Raw genomic sequence first — 17751 nt, forward strand, 5'->3', positions numbered from 1 at the left:
ATGACCGCCGTACTCGATACCCTCGTCGCGGTGCGGCGAACCGCGATGGACCTGCTCGCCAGGCGCGAGCACGGTCGGGTCGAGCTGACGCGTAAACTGCGTCAGCGTGGCGCGCCCGATGAGTTGATCGACACGGCCCTCGACCGTTTGACTGAAGAGGGCCTGCTGTCGGAGTCCCGTTACCTGGAAAGCTTCGTCGCTTATCGCGCCCGTTCCGGCTACGGTCCTTTGCGCATTCGTGAGGAGCTGGGCCAGCGCGGTTTGCAGCGCCCGGATATCGAACTCGCCTTGCGCGAAAGCGGTATCGATTGGCAGGCGCAACTGACGGACACCTGGCGTCGCAAGTTCTCCGGACATTTGCCTATCGATGCACGAGAGCGAGCCAAGCAAGGGCGTTTCCTGGCGTACCGAGGCTACTCCATGGAAATGATCAACCGCTTGTTCAGCGGTCGCGGCATGGATGATTAATTAAAAAACGGCCCGCTATTTCGATAGCGGGCCGTTTTTTTATGGGCTCAGGTTACCTTGATCGGCTCCCAGGTAAGGGGGTGGGTCTTTTGGGCAGGTTGGGTCCAGTTTTCCGGCAGGTTGATGTAGTCCACCAATTCCCTCAAGCGACCATGATTACGGGCGTTGAAGGTGAACGTCAGACGTGTCAGATGACTGAACCGGGCCTCGTCGTGCTCTTCACCGCTGTAGTCATGTTGATGAAAACAATCGTTCAGGCACAGGTCGGCGAAATCTACCTGCATCTGCTGCAGTGCCTGTTCGCTTAGTTTGTGATTCATGCGGATCACGAACTGATGCTTGAGCCAGCGACTGGAGTGGAAGTTGCGGTAGAACTGATTGATCTCTTCCACGGCCTCTTCGGCGTTGTAGACCAGGCGCATGAGCTTCATGTCGGTGGGCAGGATGTAGCGATTTTCTTCCAACTGCTCGCGGATAAAGTCCAGGGCGCTTTGCCAGAACCTGCCCCCGGGAACATCCAGCAGGACCACCGGTACCAGTGGGCTTTTACCGGTCTGGACCAGCGTCAGGACTTCCAGCGCCTCATCAAGCGTGCCGAAACCGCCAGGACAGAGCACCAGTGCATCGGCCTCCTTGACGAAAAACAGCTTGCGGGTGAAGAAGAAGTGGAACGGCAGCAGGTTCGACGTACCTTCGACGGTCGGGTTGGCGTGCTGTTCGAAAGGCAGGGTGATATTGAATCCCAGGCTATGGTCACGTCCCGCGCCTTCATGGGCAGCGGCCATGATGCCACCGCCGGCACCGGTGATGACCATCATGTCCGAGCGGGCCAGCGAAGCGCCCAATTCTCGGGCCAGGCCGTACAGCGGATGTTCGATAGGCGTTCGGGCCGAGCCGAAAACCGTGACCTTGCGCCGGCCCTTGAATTGTTCGAGCGTACGGAAGGCGTGTTCCAGTTCCCTCAGGGTCTGCAGCGTGATCTTGGCATTCCAGCGGTTGTGATCTTCCTGGGCCATGCGCAGCACAGTCAGGATCATGTCACGGTAAATGGGGAGGTTGGGGCTGTCGGGAGACACCAGGTTGAGTTGTTCTTCGACCTTGTGGGTAAGGTCGTGGCCGTGGTTCTCAAAATGACGACTGAGCAGGTCATTCGGTTTATAAGGCATTCAACTTCTCCTTCTTAACAGGACCCTGGCCCGGATGAGAGATTCATCAGGGCCACGACACGTCGTGTGTCGTCGTCAGCCCAGGCAGCGGCCTGGAGGTTGACCTGGCTTGACGCGGTCTGCAGCAGGGCGACCAAGCCATCCAGCGGGTTCTGTTTTTCCCTTTTGATGAAAACAAGCACGCCAAGGTGTTGGCCGGGCAGCCTCTTTCTGCCCGATGCAAATACTCAGAATACTTCTGAATCTAGCCGATCTTTGCTGTCCTGATCATGGCGCTCAAAAGTGACCGTTGGCAACCGCTGGATAAGTGCACCGCCATATCGCGCCGCTCGTCAGATTGCCGGCCGGGTGCGTGCCGCTCTGATTTACTGATACCAAGCGTGGCAATGTAATTTGGCGCTCAGAGCTGGTGCTACGTGATGGATTGAAGCGGACGGGCATGGAGGCGGGAGAGATGACCAGGGTGACTCTGGAGCTCGACAGGCAGTTGTACTTGATGCTGTTGGAATCGGCACAGGCCAATCGGGTGAGTCTTGAAGAGGAATGCTGTCGTCGACTGGAAGGGCGGGCATGGCGCTCGCGCTACCTGCAGGCGCTGGTAGCGGAATTGCGCGCCGACGATGAGCAGCGGCGCGCAAGCTCGGGTTGATTACTTCTTCGTCTTGGCGGGTTTCGGGCAATCCGATTCCTGGAAGCGCTCGGTCGCGACCGGGCGGTTGGTCTTAACCTCGGTGAATTCGTAGCGCATTGTCGCTCCCTTGGCCATCAACTTGCGAAAGCCCGGATTGGTGCACACCGTGGAGCCCAACTGGAAATACACGGCCTTCGGATCGGCGCGCATTTTCTGGGCATGGCTGCTTTGCACGCTGAGGTGGTTGATCAGCTCGGTGCCTTCGACGGTATACCCCTGGTCGAGAATGTCTTCGTTGATTGCCCGCGGCGTACCGACGCTACTTTCCTTGGCAACGTTCTGCAGCATCTTGTTCAGTTCGAGTTCTTTCAGCGAGGCAGCCTGAGCGCTGAAGGACGTCGCCAGCAGAACGGCAACGGTAGGGACGATAAGGCGCAGCATGAAACTCTCCTGGTTCAGTGACTGGTGGTTCGACCGATCACATGACTGTGCGTTCAGTGGTCGGGGATTATAGGGGAGCCCGGGTGGACGGTACAGGCTCGTGCGCTCTGGTAGACTGCCGGCCTTTATTGCCCTGCCGAGTGTTGTTCGTGTCGAGTTTTCCTGTCTGTCGGCGTCGCCCACGATGAATTACGCCCCTAACGCCGTAGCCCGCCTGCGCGACCAGCGCATCGATGAAGGGATCAAGCCGATCCAGGCCCGAGGCTGGCGCGCCCCCCGTTGCAGCGCCTGCCGGGTGATCGAGAGCCATTGCCTGTGCGCCTGGCGTCCGAGCGTCGAAACCCGTTCCGGGGTCTGCCTGATCATGACCAACAAGGAAGTGTTCAAGCCGAGCAACACCGGTTGGCTGATTGCCGATGTGGTGCGTGACAACCATGCGTTCATCTGGTCGCGCACCGAGGTCGATGAGCAACTGCTGGCGTTGCTGAACGATCCGCAATGGCAGCCGTACCTTGTGTTTCCGGGCGAATATGTCGAGCCATCGCGGGTCACCCACACGGTGGACCTCGATCAGTCCAAGCGCCCGTTGTTCATTCTGCTGGACGCGACCTGGACGGAGGCGCGGAAGATTTTCCGTAAGAGCCCGTATTTCGACCGGCTGCCGATCCTGAGCCTGCTGCCCGACAAACTGTCGCGCTACCGCTTGCGTCGTTCGACCCGCAGCGAGCACCTGTGCACTGCGGAAGTGGCAGCGTTGTGTCTGGAGTTGGCGGGGGATAGCGACGCCGCGTCGGCCCTGGATGCCTATTTCGATGTGTTCAGCCAGCATTACCTGGGCGCCAAGGGCCAGCAGGAGGTCAATGTGTCGACCCCGGCCCATGCCGAGTTGCAACCCTTCATTCGTACGCCGCACACAGTATTGGCCCAATAGTGGCCCATACTGGACTCAGGGGCGGTCGTGCTGCTTGACCACCCCGGCTTCGCTGGGCATGCTTGGCGCCGACCAGGGCGCCGCCCCGTGTTGAAACGTCATGTTTGGCGTTGCACGTGCCCCTGTGGATGCCGCCGCAGGGCGGTGTCTTGAGTTGCTTGGCGAGGTGCGAATGCTTCGGGCCTGCCATTAAAAACAGGATCATTTGAAAAATGACCACATACGAAATCCTGATTGCCGATGACCACCCGCTCTTTCGCAGCGCGTTGCATCAGGCAGTGACCCTGGGCCTTGGCCCGGATGTCCGATTGACGGAGGTGGCCAGTATCGCGGAACTGGAAGTCCAGTTGACGGCGAAGTCCGATTGGGACCTGGTGCTGCTGGATCTGAACATGCCCGGTGCCTACGGTTTTTCAGGACTGGTGCTGTTGCGCGGCCAATACCCGCAGATCCCCGTGGTCATGGTCTCGGCCCAGGAAGAAGCGTCAGTGATGGTCAAGGCCCGGGAGTTCGGTGCCAGTGGCTTCATCCCCAAGTCCAGCTCCCTTGAGATGATTCAAAAGGCCGTGAAGGCGGTCCTGGACGGCGATGTCAGCTGGCCGCCCCAGGCGTTTGAAGCCGTGAGCGTGTCCGAGGAAGCCAAGGCCGCCAGCGCGGGCCTGGCCAGCCTCACGCCACAGCAGTTTCGAGTGTTGACCATGGTCTGCGAAGGCCTGCTGAACAAACAGATTGCCTATGAACTGAACGTGTCGGAGGCCACTATCAAGGCCCACGTCACGGCAATCTTCCGTAAACTGAACGTACGCACCCGGACCCAGGCGGCCCTGCTGCTGCAACAACTTGAGTCAATTTCGCCGCCGGCTTAGTGTTCGGGTTCACGCTTTTTTGACCGGGTTTGAATTAGTTTCTCCACTCCTTTTCGATCAGTTGCTCACTCTATGTCACCTTTTAAAGGCCAGACCGGCCTGAAACGCATCCTCAACGCCTCCGGCTATTCCTTGGACGGGCTGCGCGCGGCTTTTGTCGGTGAAGCGGCTTTCCGTCAGTTGGTGTTGCTCAACGTCGTATTGATTCCGTTGTCGTTCTTCCTGAACGTCAGCCGTGTCGAACAGGCGCTGCTGATTGCCGTGTGCCTGCTGGCATTGATCGTGGAATTGCTCAACTCGGCGGTGGAGGCGGCCATCGACCGCATCTCCCTGGAGCTGCATCCGTTATCGAAAAACGCCAAGGACATGGGCAGCGCTGCCCAGTTCGTCGCCCTGACGATGATCGCGTTGGTGTGGGGCCTGATCCTGCTATAACTGCTCAGGCAATGACCGGCAGCACGATTTCGTCGCTGCGCTGGGCCCCGGCGGTGAACGCCCGGCACAATTCGAGAAATTCGCGCATGGCGGAGGTCTGGTACTTCTGTTTGTGCCAGATGAAATAGAACTGCCGCGCCAGGTCCATGTCCGGTGTTTCCACCGCGACGAGGCTGCCGCGGCGGAAGGCGTCGCGCAGGGCCAGGCGTGAGATGCAGCCAATACCTAGGCCGGATTCAACGGCGCGCTTGATCGCTTCGGTGTGTTCCAGCTCCAGGCGGATGTTCAACGCGCTGCGGTGGTGGCGCATGGCCTGGTCGAAAGTCAGTCGTGTGCCCGAACCCTGTTCCCGCAGAATCCAGGCTTCATGGGTCAATTCCTCCATGGTCGCCTGGCCGCGCTTGGCCAGTGGGTGTTGAGGAGCGCAGAACACCACCAGTTCGTCCTCGACCCAGCTTTGCACTTCGATGTCCGGATGGCTGCAGTCGCCTTCGATTAGACCCAGATCAATTTCATAGTGGGCAACCTGGTGCACGATATTGGCAGTGTTCTGCACGTGCAGCTTCACCTGGCTTTCCGGATGGCGCTGCATGAAGCCGCCGATCAACAAGGTCGCCAGGTAATTGCCGATGGTCAGCGTTGCGCCGACCGCCAGTGAGCCGAAACCGGACTTGCCATTGAGCAGGTCTTCGATCTCCTTGGCCTGGTCCAGCAGCGCCACTGCCTGGGGCAGCAGCTGTTTGCCCAGGGCATTGAGGCTCAGGCGTTTGCCGGCACGGTCGAACAACTGGCAGCTCGATTGCCGCTCCAGTTCGGTGATGGAGGTGCTGGCCGCCGACTGCGACAGGTTGAGCTGGCCCGCAGCGCGAGACACGCTTTCTTGCTGGGCGACGGCGACGAAGACTTGAAGTTGACGTAGAGTAAATCGCATATCGATATAACCGATAACCCTTATCTTAATAATCCATTTAACAGATATTGTCGCCGCCATTAGAATGCGATGCAATTGCGCAGATTATCGGCGCAGGCATCATTCCCAGGAGTCCCCGTACATGAGCAACATGAACCACGAGCGTGTCCTCAGTGTTCATCACTGGAACGACACTCTGTTCAGCTTCAAGTGCACCCGCGATCCGGGCCTGCGCTTCGAGAACGGTCAGTTCGTGATGATCGGCCTGCAACAGCCCAACGGCCGCCCGCTTATGCGCGCTTACTCGATTGCCAGCCCGAACTGGGAAGAGCATCTCGAATTCTTCAGCATCAAGGTGCCCGATGGTCCGCTGACCTCCCAGTTGCAGCACCTGAAGGAAGGCGACGAGATCATCATCAGCAAGAAACCCACCGGCACCCTGGTGCTGGACGATCTCAAGCCTGGCAAGCATTTGTACCTGCTCAGCACCGGTACCGGCCTGGCGCCGTTCATGAGCGTCATCCAGGATCCGGAAACCTACGAGCGTTTCGAAAAAGTGATCCTGTGCCACGGCGTGCGTTACGTCAATGAAGTCGCTTACCGCGAATTCATCACCGAGCACTTGCCGCAGAACGAGTTCTTTGGCGAAGCCCTGCGTGACAAGCTGATCTACTACCCGACCGTGACGCGCGAGCCGTTCGAGAACGAAGGCCGCCTGACCGACCTGATGCGCAGTGGCAAGCTGTTCCGCGACATCGGCCTGCCGCCGATCAACCCCCAGGACGACCGCGCCATGCTGTGCGGCAGCCCGAGCATGCTCGACGAGACCAGTGAAGTGCTCAACAGCTTCGGCCTGACCGTTTCGCCGCGTATGCGCGAGCCGGGTGACTACCTGATCGAGCGGGCGTTTGTAGAGAAGTAAGCTGTTGTGGTGACTGGTAGATCGCCATCGCGAGCAAGCTCGCTCCCACATGGGGATTTGGATTGAATCCAGCTCTGGGAGCGAGCTTGCTCGCGATGGCAGCGACTCGGTCCAACTGACTGAGCATAAAAAAAGCCCGCGCCGCCTGATAAAGGCCGCGCGGGCTTTTTCGTTCCCGGGTTTTATCTACCGGCAGGAACGACTTCCAATACCCGGATCAGCCCCGGTTGCGGGTAATGCCAGCGAACGTCCACATCCCAGAACTGCGCACCATATTCCCGTTCGGCTGTGGGAATCTGGTACGCCGGGCGTGGGTCCTGGGCCAGGCATTGTTCAATCAACTCCACCAACGGCTCTTCCAGGCGCGTGGCATGTTCGTGTGCTTGAACCAGGGCGGTGTCCGCCCATTGCACCGCGATCAACTCAGGCGCGGCGCTGGCGATGCTGTTGGAGGCCGAGCCGATGATGTCGGCGTAGGGCACGTAGGGCTTGATGTCGAGCACCGGCGTGCCGTCCAGCAAATCGATACCCGAGAGCCACAGGCGCCCGGCTTCGACCCGTTCCAGCTTCACGACCGACTGGCCAATGCCGTTGGGGCGATGGGTGGCGCGGGTGGCGAACACGCCCATGGACTTGTTGCCGCCCAGGCGTGGCGGTCGCACTTTCAAGCGTGGCTTGTCCTCCAGGGCCTGGTGGAACAGGAACAGCAGCCAGACATGGCTGACCTGCTCCAGGCCTTGCACTGCCTCGCCCTGGTCGAACGGCGCCACCAGCTCCAGCACACCGCGTGCGGCCGGCGCCAGTTGCGGTTGGCGGGGGATGGCGAACTTCTCCTTGAAGCAGGAGCGGACGAAGCCGATGGGAGAGACGTTGTAAGTCATGGGTTGAAATCGAGGCAGGGTAAAAAGGACATCATAGCCTGAGAGCGCTGGCTTGATCGTTCCCACGCTCCGCGTGGAAATGCCTCAACGGACGCTGCGCGTTCGGCCTTTGAGGGACGCGGAGCGTCCCAGGCTGCGTTCCCACGCAGAGCGTGGGAACGATCAACCTGGGAAGTCAGCCGCGAACGCGCAGCGTCAGGCCCTTGAGGAAGTTGCGCAGCAATTGGTCGCCACACGGGCGGTAGTTGGTGTGGCCGAACTTGCGGAACAGCGCGCTCAGTTCCGGCTTGGACACCGGGAACTCGGCGGCCTTGAGGATGGCGTGCATGTCGTCTTCCTTCAGCTCGAAGGCCACCCGCAGTTTCTTGAGGATGATGTTGTTGGTCACCGGCACTTCGATCGGCTGCGGCGGACGGCTTTCGTCCTTGCCACGCTTGAAGATCACCAGGCCATCGAGAAAATGCGCCATGACCTCGTCAGGGCAGAACACGAAGCCTTCTTCCTCGTCTTTCTTGAGGTAGCCCGCCAGGTCCGCCAGGGAGACGTCCAGGCCGCCGAGCTTGATGATCTCGATGACTTTCTTGTCGCTGATGTCGAGCATGTAGCGCACGCTGCGCAGTACGTCGTTGTGAATCATGTATGCAGTCCTGATCAATCGGCAGTGGGCGCCTGCGTTCGGTGCGGCGCCGGAAAAAATTAGAATTTCTCTTTGGCAGACAGGTAGCGCCACTGGCCCAGCGGCACCTTACCGATGGACACGCCGCCGATGCGGATGCGGCGAATGGCGACGACCTTGAGCCCGACCGCCTGGCAGAACAGAGCGATCACGCCGGGCTGCGGGTTTTTCATGGCAAAGCGCAGGCGGTTCTCGTTCTGCCAGCTGGCCTTGACCGCCGGCAGTTCCTTGCCCTTGTAGGTCAAGCCATGGTTCAGGCGATTGAGGCCATGGGCGACCATGTCGCCTTCGACTTCCACCACGTATTCCTGCTCGATCTTGGCGGCGTCGGCGGTGAGCTTGCGCAAGATCTTCCAATCCTGGGTGAACACCAGCAGCCCGCTGGCGTTGGCTTGCAGGTCGGCACTGGCGGTCAGGCGCAGGAAATGGCCCTTGAGCGGCCGCTTGCCGAAGCGATGTTCTTCGCTCAGGGTCTGTGGGCCAAGGGAGGCCATCGCGGTGTCTACGTCCATGCCCGCCGGGACGTTCAGCAGGAGTGTCACTGGCTCCGGCGCGGTGGCCTTGGCCTGGGCGTCGAGTTCGACCTTCTGGGTCGTTACCTTGAACTGCGGCTCGTCGATCACTTCGCCATCCACGGTGACCCAGCCGCCCTCGATGAACAGCTCAGCCTCGCGACGGGAACAGCCGGCGAGTTCGATGAGGCGTTTGGAGAGACGAATCGGGTCAGTCATGACGGGGGCCGTAACAAAAAGAGGGTGGGCATTGTACCTGCCTGGGGCCGGTTAATCGCGGGTCCATTTGCCTCATGCAACTTTTAGCCGCGTCCGGCCTTCAGGTCGGGCTGCCTGTAGCGCATGTGCAGCAGGGGATAGGGCTGGTTCATGCCATCTTTTGCCGAACGCCCGATCACTTCGAAACCTTGTTTGAGGTAAAAGCCCAAGGCTTGCGGATTCTGTTCGTTGACGTCCAGTTGGTCGGCATTCAGGTGTTCCATGGCGTAGCGCAGCAACAGCTTGCCCAGGCCCTGGCCACGGTGTTGCGGGGCTATGAAGAGCATCTCGACCTTGCCAGCCGCGACACCGGCGAAACCGGTGATCCGCTGGCGTGCGTCCCGGGTGCAAATGAGCATTACTGCATCCAGGTAACGGGTGAGCACCAGGTTTTTCAGCAGTTCGATGTAGCTGTCTGGCAGGAACTCATGGGTGGCCCGCACCGACGCCTCCCAAACCTGGGTCAGTTCCTGGTAATCGCTCGGTTTCGGTGTATGGATGACCGAATGCTGGCGCATGTCCGCCTGTTCCTTGTGCTGGATGTACTGGGTTTCTCCATACGATAGCCGTAAAAAAGCCCCGCATCTTGTCGCAAGGCAGGGCTTTTCAGTTTTTTCGGGATGGCCGAGTTAGTTGGTAGTTGTAAGCACAGAACCTGTGGCGAGGGGATTTATCCCCGCTGGGCTGCGAAGCAGCCCCAAAACCGCCGAGTGAATTGAGCTGGGGAGAAGTTTTCTTGCTTAGGGGCGCTTCGCGCCCCATCGGGGATAAATCCCCTCACCACAAAAAGCCAGTTCGGCTTGAGCCCAAGCCTGGATCAACCGATCTGTTCAGCCCACAAGTCATACTCGTCGGCATCAGTCACCTTGCACCAGACTTTGTCGCCCGGCTTGAGGTTGCTGCCATTGTCGATGAAGACGTTGCCGTCGATTTCCGGGGCGTCGAAGAAGCAGCGGCCCACGGCGCCTTGTTCGTCCACTTCATCTACCAGCACTTCGATTTCACGGCCGATGCGCATTTGCAGGCGCGCCGAACTGATGGCCTGCTGGTGCGCCATGAAGCGCTCCCAACGGTCCTGCTTGACGTCGTCCGGCACCACGTCCAGGTCCAGGTCGTTGGCCGGTGCGCCTTCCACCGGGGAATACTGGAAGCAGCCAACGCGGTCGAGCTGGGCTTCGGTCAGCCAGTCCAAGAGGTACTGGAAGTCTTCTTCGGTTTCGCCGGGGAAGCCGACGATGAAGGTCGAGCGGATGATCAGGTCCGGGCAGATTTCGCGCCAGTTCTTGATGCGGGCCAGGGTCTTGTCTTCGAAAGCCGGGCGCTTCATGGCCTTGAGGACTTTCGGGCTGGCGTGCTGGAACGGGATGTCCAGGTACGGCAGGATCTTGCCGGCCGCCATCAGCGGGATCAGTTCGTCGACGTGCGGATACGGGTAAACGTAATGCAGGCGGACCCAGACGCCCAGGGTGCTGAGGGCTTCGCACAGTTCGGTCATGCGGGTTTTCACCGGCGCGCCATTCCAGAAGCCGGTGCGGTATTTCACATCGACGCCATAGGCGCTGGTGTCCTGGGAGATCACCAGCAGTTCCTTGACGCCGGACTTGACCAGGCGCTGGGCCTCGTCGAGCACATCGCCCACCGGACGGCTCACCAGCTTGCCGCGCATCGACGGGATGATGCAGAAACTGCAGCTGTGGTTGCAGCCTTCGGAAATCTTCAGGTAGGCATAGTGGCGCGGGGTCAACTTGATGCCTTGGGGCGGCACCAGGTCGATCAGCGGGTTGTGGTCCTGGCGCGGTGGCACCACTTCATGCACGGCGTTGACCACCTGCTCGTACTGCTGCGGCCCGGTCACGGACAGCACGCTTGGGTGCACGTTGCGGATGTTGCCTTCTTCCACACCCATGCAGCCGGTGACGATGACCTTGCCGTTTTCCTTGATGGCTTCGCCGATCACTTCCAGGGACTCGGCCTTGGCCGAATCGATGAAGCCGCAGGTGTTGACCACGACCACGTCGGCGTCCTGGTACGTGGACACGACGTCATAGCCTTCCATGCGCAGCTGGGTCAGGATGCGCTCGGAGTCGACCAGAGCCTTCGGGCAACCCAGGGATACGAAGCCAACCTTCGGATTGGCGGGCGCGGTAGTGGTGGACATGTCTAACCTCGGTGTAGGGGGGATCGTCTCTTGCCGAGACAGGGCGCCTGGCGCGCCTCTGATCAAAAAGTGCGCAATTCTATCCAGGGTCGACGCACTTGACCAGCTTTAAACCGGGAAATGCGACGAGTGCTGCGCTATGCTTCGCGCCTTTGCGTTCTGGCGATTGCTACAGTCAACAAAACGTCTGTAACAATGCGTAAAACAGCGCATGCTGCCTCAACAAAGCATAGTGCTTCGTTCAAGAAGACAGGTCTGGGAAACGGGAGTGTTGGATGGGTCATGCAAGTAGTCAGGTGGCAGGTGCCGAGCATTCGGCAGCGAAGCCGCTGAGCATGCTGGTCGCGGCGGTCGGAGTGGTTTATGGCGACATCGGTACGAGCCCGTTGTACACCCTCAAGGAAGTGTTTTCCGGTGCCTATGGCGTGCCTGTCAATCACGATGGGGTGCTGGGGATCCTGTCGCTGATTTTCTGGTCGTTGATCTGGGTCGTGTCGATCAAGTACATGATGTTCGTGCTGCGCGCCGACAACCAGGGCGAGGGCGGGATCATGGCGCTCACCGCCCTGGCGCGGCGAGCCGCGGCGGGAAGGGCGCGACTGCGGACATTCCTGGTGATCTGCGGTTTGATCGGCGCGGCGCTGTTCTACGGCGACAGCATGATCACGCCAGCGATCTCCGTGCTCTCGGCCATTGAAGGTCTTGGCCTGGCGTTCGAAGGCATCGATCACTGGGTGGTGCCCTTGTCGCTGGTGGTGCTGGTGGGGCTGTTCCTGATCCAGCGCCACGGCACTGCACGGATCGGCACCCTGTTTGGCCCGATCATGGTCACCTGGTTCCTGGTGCTTGGCGCCCTGGGCGTGTATGGCATCGCTCAACATCCGGAGGTGTTGCAGGCGGTGAACCCGGCCTGGGCCGTGCGTTTTTTTGTTGTCCACCCGGGCATGGGCGTGGCGATCCTCGGTGCCGTGGTGTTGGCGCTGACCGGCGCCGAAGCGCTGTACGCCGACATGGGGCACTTCGGCCGCAAACCGATTGCCCGCGCCTGGTTCATCCTGGTGCTGCCAGGGCTGATGCTCAACTATTTCGGCCAGGGCGCGTTGTTGCTGGGCGACCCGGAAGCGGCGCGCAACCCGTTTTATCTGCTGGCGCCGAGCTGGGCGCTGCTCCCGCTGGTGGGCCTGTCGACCCTGGCCACGGTGATCGCCTCGCAAGCGGTTATTTCCGGCGCGTTCTCCCTGACGCGCCAGGCGATCCAGCTCGGTTACATCCCGCGGATGTATATCCAGCACACCTCCAGCGCCGAGCAGGGCCAGATCTACATCGGTGCGGTGAACTGGTCGTTGATGGTGGGTGTAGTGCTGCTGGTGCTGGGTTTCGAATCTTCCGGCGCGCTGGCTTCGGCCTACGGCGTGGCCGTGACCGGTACGATGCTGATGACCACGATCCTGGTGTCCGCCGTGATACTGCTGTTGTGGAAATGGCCGCCGCTGCTGGCTGTTCCGGTGCTACTCGGTTTCCTTTTGGTGGACGGCCTGTACTTCGCCGCCAACGTGCCGAAAATCATTCAGGGCGGTGCGTTCCCGGTCATTGCCGGTATTGCCCTGTTCGTGCTGATGACCACCTGGAAGCGCGGCAAGCAGTTGCTGGTGGAGCGCCTGGATGAAGGGGCGCTGCCGCTGCCGATCTTCATCAGCAGCATCCGCGTGCAGCCGCCGCACCGGGTCCAGGGCACCGCCGTGTTCCTGACTGCGCGTTCGGACGCTGTGCCTCACGCCCTGTTGCACAATTTATTGCACAACCAGGTGCTGCATGAGCAGGTGGTGCTGCTGACAGTGGTGTACGAAGACATTCCCCGGGTGCCGCTGCAGCGGCGCTTCGAAGTCGATGCCTATGGCGAAGGGTTCTTCCGGGTGATCCTGCACTTCGGTTTCACCGATGAGCCGGACGTTCCGCAGGCGCTCAAGCTCTGTCATCTCGATGACCTGGACTTCAGCCCGATGCGCACCACTTACTTCCTCAGTCGCGAGACCGTCATCGCCTCCAAGCTTGAGGGCATGGCCCGCTGGCGCGAGATACTGTTCGCCTTCATGCTGAAAAATGCCAACGGCAACCTTCGTTTCTTCAATCTGCCGTTGAACCGGGTGATTGAGCTGGGGACGCAGGTCGAGATGTAGCATCAGGAGAACAAAAGCCCTCGTTGCCTTGCGGCGGCGGGGGCTTTTTTGTGGGCGACACACAGGCTGATGCCAGGATGAAGCCCCTGTGGGAGCGAGCTTGCTCGCGATAGCGGAGTGTCGGTTGCATCGTTGTTGAACATGCCACCGCCATCGCGAGCGAGCTCGCTCCCACAAGAGGGGCCTGTGTAAACCCGGCAGCGACAAAAAAGCCCCGGCAACCGCAAGGCTGCCGGGGCTTTTCCTCAGGCTTGCCTCAGATCACTGTTCGGCAACCTTGTTCTGGCGTTTGTTGATCTCATCGATCAGGCGCTTGGCCAGGGCCGGGTAGTTTTCGTCGAAGTGATGGCCGCCAGGCAGCTTGATGGCTTCGCCAACGGCGGTCTTGTCGGTGCAGCCGCTTTCGTCGGCTTCTTCACCGCCGTAGATGCACACCACTTTCTCGGCTGGCAGCTTGGCCATTTCCGGGCCGGTGGCGGCTTCGGTGCCGGCGTTGCCGAGCCAGCCTTCGACTTCGATCTCGAAGCTGCCGGTGCGGGCGAAGGCCAGCAGGATGATCGCATCGACTCGCTGTTGTTCGGTGGCCGGCAGGCGATTGTAGATGGCCGGCAATACGTCGGCGCCGAAGGAGTAGCCGGTCAGGATGAAGCGCTTGGTACCCCAGATCTGTCGGTAGTGCTGCATCAGCTCGGTCAGGTCCGCCGCGCTCTGCTCCGGGCTTTTGTGCTGCCAGTAGTAGCGCAGGGTGTCGATACCGACCACCGGGTAGCCGATCTTGGCCATTTCATCGGCCACGTCGCGGTCCAGGTCGCGCCAGCCGCCATCTCCGGAGAGAAACAGGGTGACGGTGTCTCGTGTCTGGCTGGCCGGGACTTCCACGACCGGGATGCTCAGGCCGCCCTTGGCCTTGTCGGTGCCCACCAGGATCTTGCGCAGTTCGTTGTTCAGCACTTGCGGCAGGTTGATGTCGTAGTCGCTGATGCTGGTCTCGGCATTCGATTGGTCGCGTACGAAACCGGCACTGGTATCGTCAGGGTTATCGTTCCAGGCCACCAGCCAATGGCCGTGGGCTGCCTTTTTAGGTAGCAGATGGGTGCAGCCGGGTTTTTCCAGGGCCAGGTCCACTGAAATGGCCTTGGCCTTGTCGTCCTTCTGTTCAGCCAGCCAACGCCAGGCCAGCACGGCGCCAGGGCCGATGCCACTGACCAGCGTGGCCGGGCCCTGGAGCTCTCTCAGGCCGGCCTGCAGGGCACGGCCTTGCAACATGCAGTCCTTGGGCAGGATCACCTGGACGATCTGCGCCGAGCCGCTGCGGCTGAGGGTCGTCAATTGCGTGTCGTTGAGCTTCTGGTCTTCATTGACTGCCACCAGCACCCGGGCACGCGCCTTGGTACCGGGAGTGACCCGGGTCAGTGCTACGCCATCGGCGGGCGCGAGTTGTTCCAAGGTAGGTTGCGGGGCCGGGCGGTTCCAGTACCAGTAACCGCCACCGAGAATTACCGCCAGCACCAGCAGGGCGGCCACTACGTATCGCCAGGAGCGTTGCATCATCAGCGTTTCACCAGTCCAGTCAGGCCGCCCGCAATCAGGGCGGCAGTATCGGCCAGCGCCACCAGCGGATCGAGTCCGGCGGGCACGGCCATGTAACGAGGTTCCCAGTTTGGCTGGAATTTGTCTTTGAAGCGGCGCAGCCCCTGGAAGTTATAGAGCTGCTCGCCACGGCGGAACACCATCGAGCCCAGGCGCTGGGTCAGTGGTGCGCCGCGCCGCGGTTGCAGGCCCGACAGCGGGACCATGCCGAGGCTGAAGCGGGCGTAATCATGGTTTTTATAATGCTGGATGAGGCCGACCATCATGAACTCCATGGTCAGTTTCGGCGCCTCGGGGTGGGCGCGCATCAGGTCGAGGCTGGCCAATTCGTGGCTGTGGGTTTCCAGCAGGTTGGCGAACGCCACCGGCCGGCCCTCGAAACGAATCACCGCGATGCGGAAATGCTTGAGGTAGTCATCGCTGAAACGCCCCAGGGAGAAACCTTTTTCCCGCACGTTCTTGCCAGTCAGCCAGGCATCGGAAATGACCTTGAGCTCATCCATCGGCGCCTGGCCCGGTTCGTGGATCTCCAGCGACAGGCCGTCACGGGTGCCGCGGTTCCAGGTGTAGCGCAAGTCTTTCATCTCTTTGCCCTTGGCTTCGAGATCGAAACGCTTGAGGTCGACCCGTGCTTCCTCGCCCAGCTTGATGGCCGTCAGGCCGATGTCCATGTAGTACGGCAGGTTTTCGGCGCGCACCTGATAGAACACGGGGCGGGCATGGTAGATGTCACACAGGTCGCGGAACTGCCAGATCATTTCGGCCCGTTGCTGGGTCGGCCCGATCGGGTCATACAGCGCCACCAGGCTGCGACCACGGCGGGCATACATCAGGAACGCCTCGTCGTTGGGGTGGAACAGCAGCGCCTTGTCACCGGTCAGGGCCAGGCCGCCGTCGGGTTGCGAGGAGGTCATGAGAATCGTCTTGGCCCGCTCCAGCTCTTCAGCCGTCGGCAGGTGGATCACCGGACGCGCGGTTCGCAGCAGCCAGGTCAGGGATACCACCACCAGCAGCACCGCAGCACCCAGTAGCGAGCGCAGGCCGCGAGGGGCGTCGGCATCGAGGGTGAACTGCCACCACAGTTGATGGCTGTAGGGCACGTCCTGATAGGCAAACAGCAGCAGCCAGATCGAGGCGCCGAGCACGCAGAGGCTGGCGATCAGGAACAGCGGGGAAAACGGCAGTTCAGTCAGGCGGCTCGGACGATAAAAGGAGCGCCGGAATATCGCCAGCAGGGCGGCCGTCAGGGTCAGCAGCGTGGCTTCTTCCCAGTCGAAGCCCTTGAGCAGCGAGAGCAGGGCGCCCACCAGGAGCAGAACCGTGGTCAGCATCCAGGCGGCCGACAGGCGACGGCGCAGGCCCTGGGCGAGCAACAGGCACAACACGCCCACCAGGCTGGCGCCGAAGTGCGAAGCGTCCACCAGCCGATGGGGGATCAGGAAACCGATGTGCTCCAGGCGGGTGTCGATTTCCGGTGTCACGCCGGAAAACAGCAGCACCACGCCGGAGAGGAACACCAGAACCGCCAGGATCGGCGCGGCGAAACCCGATGCCGCCCGCAGGCTCTGGCGCGTCTGGAACAGCCGTTGCGCCTCGTTGATCAGCAGCAACACGCAGGCCACCAGCATCGGCAGCAGCACGTAGATCAAGCGATACAGCAACAGCGCGGCGGCCAGCGGTGCGGCGCCGAGTTTGTCGGCAAACGCGGCCAGCAGGATCGCCTCGAATACCCCGACCCCGCCCGGTACATGGCTGAGTACGCCGGCAGCCAGGGCCAGCAAGTACACCAGCAGGAAAGCGCCGAACGGCGGCGCCTCGGGCAGCAACAGATACAACACGGTGGCGGCCGCGGCGACATCCAGCGCGGTGATCACCAGTTGCAGGAAGGTCAGGCGACGGCCCGGCAGGCGCAGCGTGCGACGGCCGGCCTTTACCAGAAGGCTGTCCCGATGCGGCTGTTCCGGCAGGCGCCGGCGGTAGATGCCGATGGCCAGCACGCTGGTGAGCAGCAGCACCGCCACGGAAATGGCCCCCAGCAAGGCGGCAGGCAAGTGCAGCGCGGCAGACGCGGCGGGCAGATTGCTGAGTGTCGCCAGGGCCGCCAACGGCGGCAACGCGCAGCCCAGGGACAGGCTGGCGAACAGCGTCATATGGGCGACATCCGATGCCCCCAGGCCATGGCGCGCATACAGACGGTAGCGAACCGAGCCGCCCGACAGCAGCGACAGACCAATGGCGTTACCGATGGCGAATGCGGTGAACCCGCCCAGGACCATGGTTTGTGGCGGCAGCGTCACACCGGCGTAACGGCTGGCGGACCATTCATAGCCCAAAAGAATGATGAAGCCGGCGACCGTCGCGGCGATCGCACCAAGCAGGGCGGGCCGGGGCACTTCAAGAATCGAGTCGTGCAGAGCGTATAGATCGAGTTCGCTCAGCAGATGGCGGCAAGCAATCAATGCAATCGCAAACAGCAGCAGCGTGACCGCGAGGCCAATGGGCTGGCGGTACTGGCTGATCCGATCCAGCCAGCGCAGTCGCTCGGCTTTGATCGGTTGTGTCGCGGTAACGGAGTCTTGCGGGTCAGACGAGTGGGCGCGCATCAATCACCTCTTGAGCTATGCGCGACAGGATGGAGGTATCCAGCCAAGTTACCAATCCCCGCGAAGGAAAATAATTACAAAATCTTTGTAATGTAGAGCTTTTTTCGCCAGACACAAAAAAGGCCA

Annotated in this window: 17 protein-coding genes; 7 read left to right on the forward strand and 10 right to left on the reverse strand. The window is 61.1% G+C overall.

Annotation, left to right across the window (positions count from 1 at the left end; genetic code table 11):
* Entirely contained in the window at positions 1 to 468 is a 468-nt protein-coding gene (gene recX, locus BLP82_RS05510; protein ID WP_092165923.1) for a recombination regulator RecX, read from the forward strand.
* Positions 469 to 515: 47 nt separating this feature from the next.
* Here the strand turns inward: recX and BLP82_RS05515 are convergent, their stop codons facing one another.
* The gene (locus BLP82_RS05515; RefSeq protein WP_092165925.1) at positions 516 to 1634 is read right to left on the reverse strand and encodes an LOG family protein; all 1119 of its coding nucleotides are present in this window, start codon (positions 1632 to 1634) and stop codon (positions 516 to 518) included.
* A gap of 454 nt (positions 1635 to 2088) precedes the next feature.
* Here BLP82_RS05515 and BLP82_RS05520 point away from each other — a divergent pair, with 454 nt between their 5' ends.
* The gene (locus BLP82_RS05520; RefSeq protein WP_072410549.1) at positions 2089 to 2283 is read left to right on the forward strand and encodes a hypothetical protein; all 195 of its coding nucleotides are present in this window, start codon (positions 2089 to 2091) and stop codon (positions 2281 to 2283) included.
* Here BLP82_RS05520 and BLP82_RS05525 read toward each other — a convergent pair whose 3' ends face one another.
* Positions 2284 to 2706, reverse strand: coding sequence for a quorum-sensing-regulated virulence factor family protein (locus BLP82_RS05525; protein WP_003198359.1), 423 nt, complete (start codon positions 2704 to 2706; stop codon positions 2284 to 2286).
* 184 nt (positions 2707 to 2890) lie between these two features.
* On the opposite strand from BLP82_RS05525, the gene BLP82_RS05530 reads away from it, so the two are divergent.
* The 3 genes from BLP82_RS05530 to BLP82_RS05540 all read left to right on the forward strand — a co-directional run bounded on the left by BLP82_RS05530 (position 2891) and on the right by BLP82_RS05540 (position 4938).
* Positions 2891 to 3637: a tRNA-uridine aminocarboxypropyltransferase gene (locus BLP82_RS05530; protein ID WP_092165926.1), complete on the forward strand. Its 747-nt coding sequence runs from the start codon at positions 2891 to 2893 to the stop codon at positions 3635 to 3637.
* Between the two features lie 212 nt (positions 3638 to 3849).
* A complete protein-coding gene (gene erdR, locus BLP82_RS05535) occupies positions 3850 to 4503 on the forward strand; it encodes a response regulator transcription factor ErdR (RefSeq protein ID WP_092165927.1) in 654 nt (217 codons plus the stop codon).
* Positions 4504 to 4575: 72 nt separating this feature from the next.
* On the forward strand, positions 4576 to 4938 hold the full coding sequence (locus BLP82_RS05540; RefSeq protein ID WP_053118952.1) for a diacylglycerol kinase: 363 nt from the start codon (positions 4576 to 4578) through the stop codon (positions 4936 to 4938).
* A 4-nt stretch (positions 4939 to 4942) separates the two neighbouring features.
* On the opposite strand, the gene BLP82_RS05545 is transcribed toward BLP82_RS05540, so the two are convergent.
* Positions 4943 to 5869: a LysR family transcriptional regulator gene (locus tag BLP82_RS05545; protein ID WP_170842270.1), complete on the reverse strand. Its 927-nt coding sequence runs from the start codon at positions 5867 to 5869 to the stop codon at positions 4943 to 4945.
* 121 nt (positions 5870 to 5990) lie between these two features.
* On the opposite strand from BLP82_RS05545, the gene fpr reads away from it, so the two are divergent.
* On the forward strand, positions 5991 to 6770 hold the full coding sequence (fpr, locus tag BLP82_RS05550) for a ferredoxin-NADP reductase (RefSeq protein WP_003184787.1): 780 nt from the start codon (positions 5991 to 5993) through the stop codon (positions 6768 to 6770).
* 182 nt (positions 6771 to 6952) lie between these two features.
* Here the strand turns inward: fpr and tsaA are convergent, their stop codons facing one another.
* The 5 genes from tsaA to rimO all read right to left on the reverse strand — a co-directional run bounded on the left by tsaA (position 6953) and on the right by rimO (position 11255).
* Positions 6953 to 7651 carry a tRNA (N6-threonylcarbamoyladenosine(37)-N6)-methyltransferase TrmO gene (gene tsaA / locus BLP82_RS05555; RefSeq protein WP_092165929.1) on the reverse strand — a complete coding sequence of 233 codons (699 nt, stop codon included), beginning with the start codon at positions 7649 to 7651 and terminating at the stop codon, positions 6953 to 6955.
* Positions 7652 to 7826: 175 nt separating this feature from the next.
* Positions 7827 to 8288, reverse strand: coding sequence for a YehS family protein (locus tag BLP82_RS05560; protein WP_053182473.1), 462 nt, complete (start codon positions 8286 to 8288; stop codon positions 7827 to 7829).
* A 59-nt stretch (positions 8289 to 8347) separates the two neighbouring features.
* Positions 8348 to 9058 (reverse strand): rRNA pseudouridine synthase, encoded by a 711-nt coding sequence (locus tag BLP82_RS05565; protein ID WP_092165930.1) that lies wholly within the window; start codon positions 9056 to 9058, stop codon positions 8348 to 8350.
* Between the two features lie 83 nt (positions 9059 to 9141).
* Positions 9142 to 9615 (reverse strand): GNAT family N-acetyltransferase, encoded by a 474-nt coding sequence (locus tag BLP82_RS05570; RefSeq protein ID WP_092165931.1) that lies wholly within the window; start codon positions 9613 to 9615, stop codon positions 9142 to 9144.
* Positions 9616 to 9914: 299 nt separating this feature from the next.
* Positions 9915 to 11255 carry a 30S ribosomal protein S12 methylthiotransferase RimO gene (gene rimO / locus BLP82_RS05575; protein WP_092165932.1) on the reverse strand — a complete coding sequence of 447 codons (1341 nt, stop codon included), beginning with the start codon at positions 11253 to 11255 and terminating at the stop codon, positions 9915 to 9917.
* A 335-nt stretch (positions 11256 to 11590) separates the two neighbouring features.
* On the opposite strand from rimO, the gene BLP82_RS05580 reads away from it, so the two are divergent.
* Positions 11591 to 13432, forward strand: a complete 1842-nt coding sequence (locus BLP82_RS05580; RefSeq protein ID WP_371914114.1) for a potassium transporter Kup — start codon at positions 11591 to 11593, stop codon at positions 13430 to 13432.
* A 261-nt stretch (positions 13433 to 13693) separates the two neighbouring features.
* Here the strand turns inward: BLP82_RS05580 and BLP82_RS05585 are convergent, their stop codons facing one another.
* Together BLP82_RS05585 and mprF are read right to left on the reverse strand one after the other, a co-directional pair.
* Entirely contained in the window at positions 13694 to 14983 is a 1290-nt protein-coding gene (locus BLP82_RS05585) for a virulence factor family protein (RefSeq protein ID WP_092165934.1), read from the reverse strand.
* The gene (gene mprF, locus BLP82_RS05590) at positions 14983 to 17625 is read right to left on the reverse strand and encodes a bifunctional lysylphosphatidylglycerol flippase/synthetase MprF (protein WP_092165935.1); all 2643 of its coding nucleotides are present in this window, start codon (positions 17623 to 17625) and stop codon (positions 14983 to 14985) included. Before mprF ends, BLP82_RS05585 begins: the two co-directional genes overlap by 1 nt.
* Positions 17626 to 17751 lie beyond the last annotated feature (126 nt).

The sequence above is a fragment of the Pseudomonas sp. NFACC37-1 genome (genome assembly GCF_900101575.1).
Lineage (GTDB): Bacteria > Pseudomonadota > Gammaproteobacteria > Pseudomonadales > Pseudomonadaceae > Aquipseudomonas > Aquipseudomonas fluorescens_AA.

Coding starts and splice junctions, on each gene's coding strand:
- tsaA (WP_092165929.1), bottom strand. CDS start 7,651: ATGACTTACAACGTCTCTCCCATCGGCTTCGTCCGCTCCTGCTTCAAG.
- BLP82_RS05525 (WP_003198359.1), bottom strand. CDS start 2,706: ATGCTGCGCCTTATCGTCCCTACCGTTGCCGTTCTGCTGGCGACGTCC.
- BLP82_RS05585 (WP_092165934.1), bottom strand. CDS start 14,983: ATGATGCAACGCTCCTGGCGATACGTAGTGGCCGCCCTGCTGGTGCTG.
- BLP82_RS05560 (WP_053182473.1), bottom strand. CDS start 8,288: ATGATTCACAACGACGTACTGCGCAGCGTGCGCTACATGCTCGACATC.
- BLP82_RS05570 (WP_092165931.1), bottom strand. CDS start 9,615: ATGCGCCAGCATTCGGTCATCCATACACCGAAACCGAGCGATTACCAG.
- BLP82_RS05540 (WP_053118952.1), top strand. CDS start 4,576: ATGTCACCTTTTAAAGGCCAGACCGGCCTGAAACGCATCCTCAACGCC.
- BLP82_RS05515 (WP_092165925.1), bottom strand. CDS start 1,634: ATGCCTTATAAACCGAATGACCTGCTCAGTCGTCATTTTGAGAACCAC.
- BLP82_RS05565 (WP_092165930.1), bottom strand. CDS start 9,058: ATGACTGACCCGATTCGTCTCTCCAAACGCCTCATCGAACTCGCCGGC.
- erdR (WP_092165927.1), top strand. CDS start 3,850: ATGACCACATACGAAATCCTGATTGCCGATGACCACCCGCTCTTTCGC.
- BLP82_RS05530 (WP_092165926.1), top strand. CDS start 2,891: ATGAATTACGCCCCTAACGCCGTAGCCCGCCTGCGCGACCAGCGCATC.
- mprF (WP_092165935.1), bottom strand. CDS start 17,625: ATGCGCGCCCACTCGTCTGACCCGCAAGACTCCGTTACCGCGACACAA.
- rimO (WP_092165932.1), bottom strand. CDS start 11,255: ATGTCCACCACTACCGCGCCCGCCAATCCGAAGGTTGGCTTCGTATCC.
- BLP82_RS05580 (WP_371914114.1), top strand. CDS start 11,591: ATGCTGGTCGCGGCGGTCGGAGTGGTTTATGGCGACATCGGTACGAGC.
- recX (WP_092165923.1), top strand. CDS start 1: ATGACCGCCGTACTCGATACCCTCGTCGCGGTGCGGCGAACCGCGATG.
- BLP82_RS05545 (WP_170842270.1), bottom strand. CDS start 5,869: ATGCGATTTACTCTACGTCAACTTCAAGTCTTCGTCGCCGTCGCCCAG.
- fpr (WP_003184787.1), top strand. CDS start 5,991: ATGAGCAACATGAACCACGAGCGTGTCCTCAGTGTTCATCACTGGAAC.
- BLP82_RS05520 (WP_072410549.1), top strand. CDS start 2,089: ATGACCAGGGTGACTCTGGAGCTCGACAGGCAGTTGTACTTGATGCTG.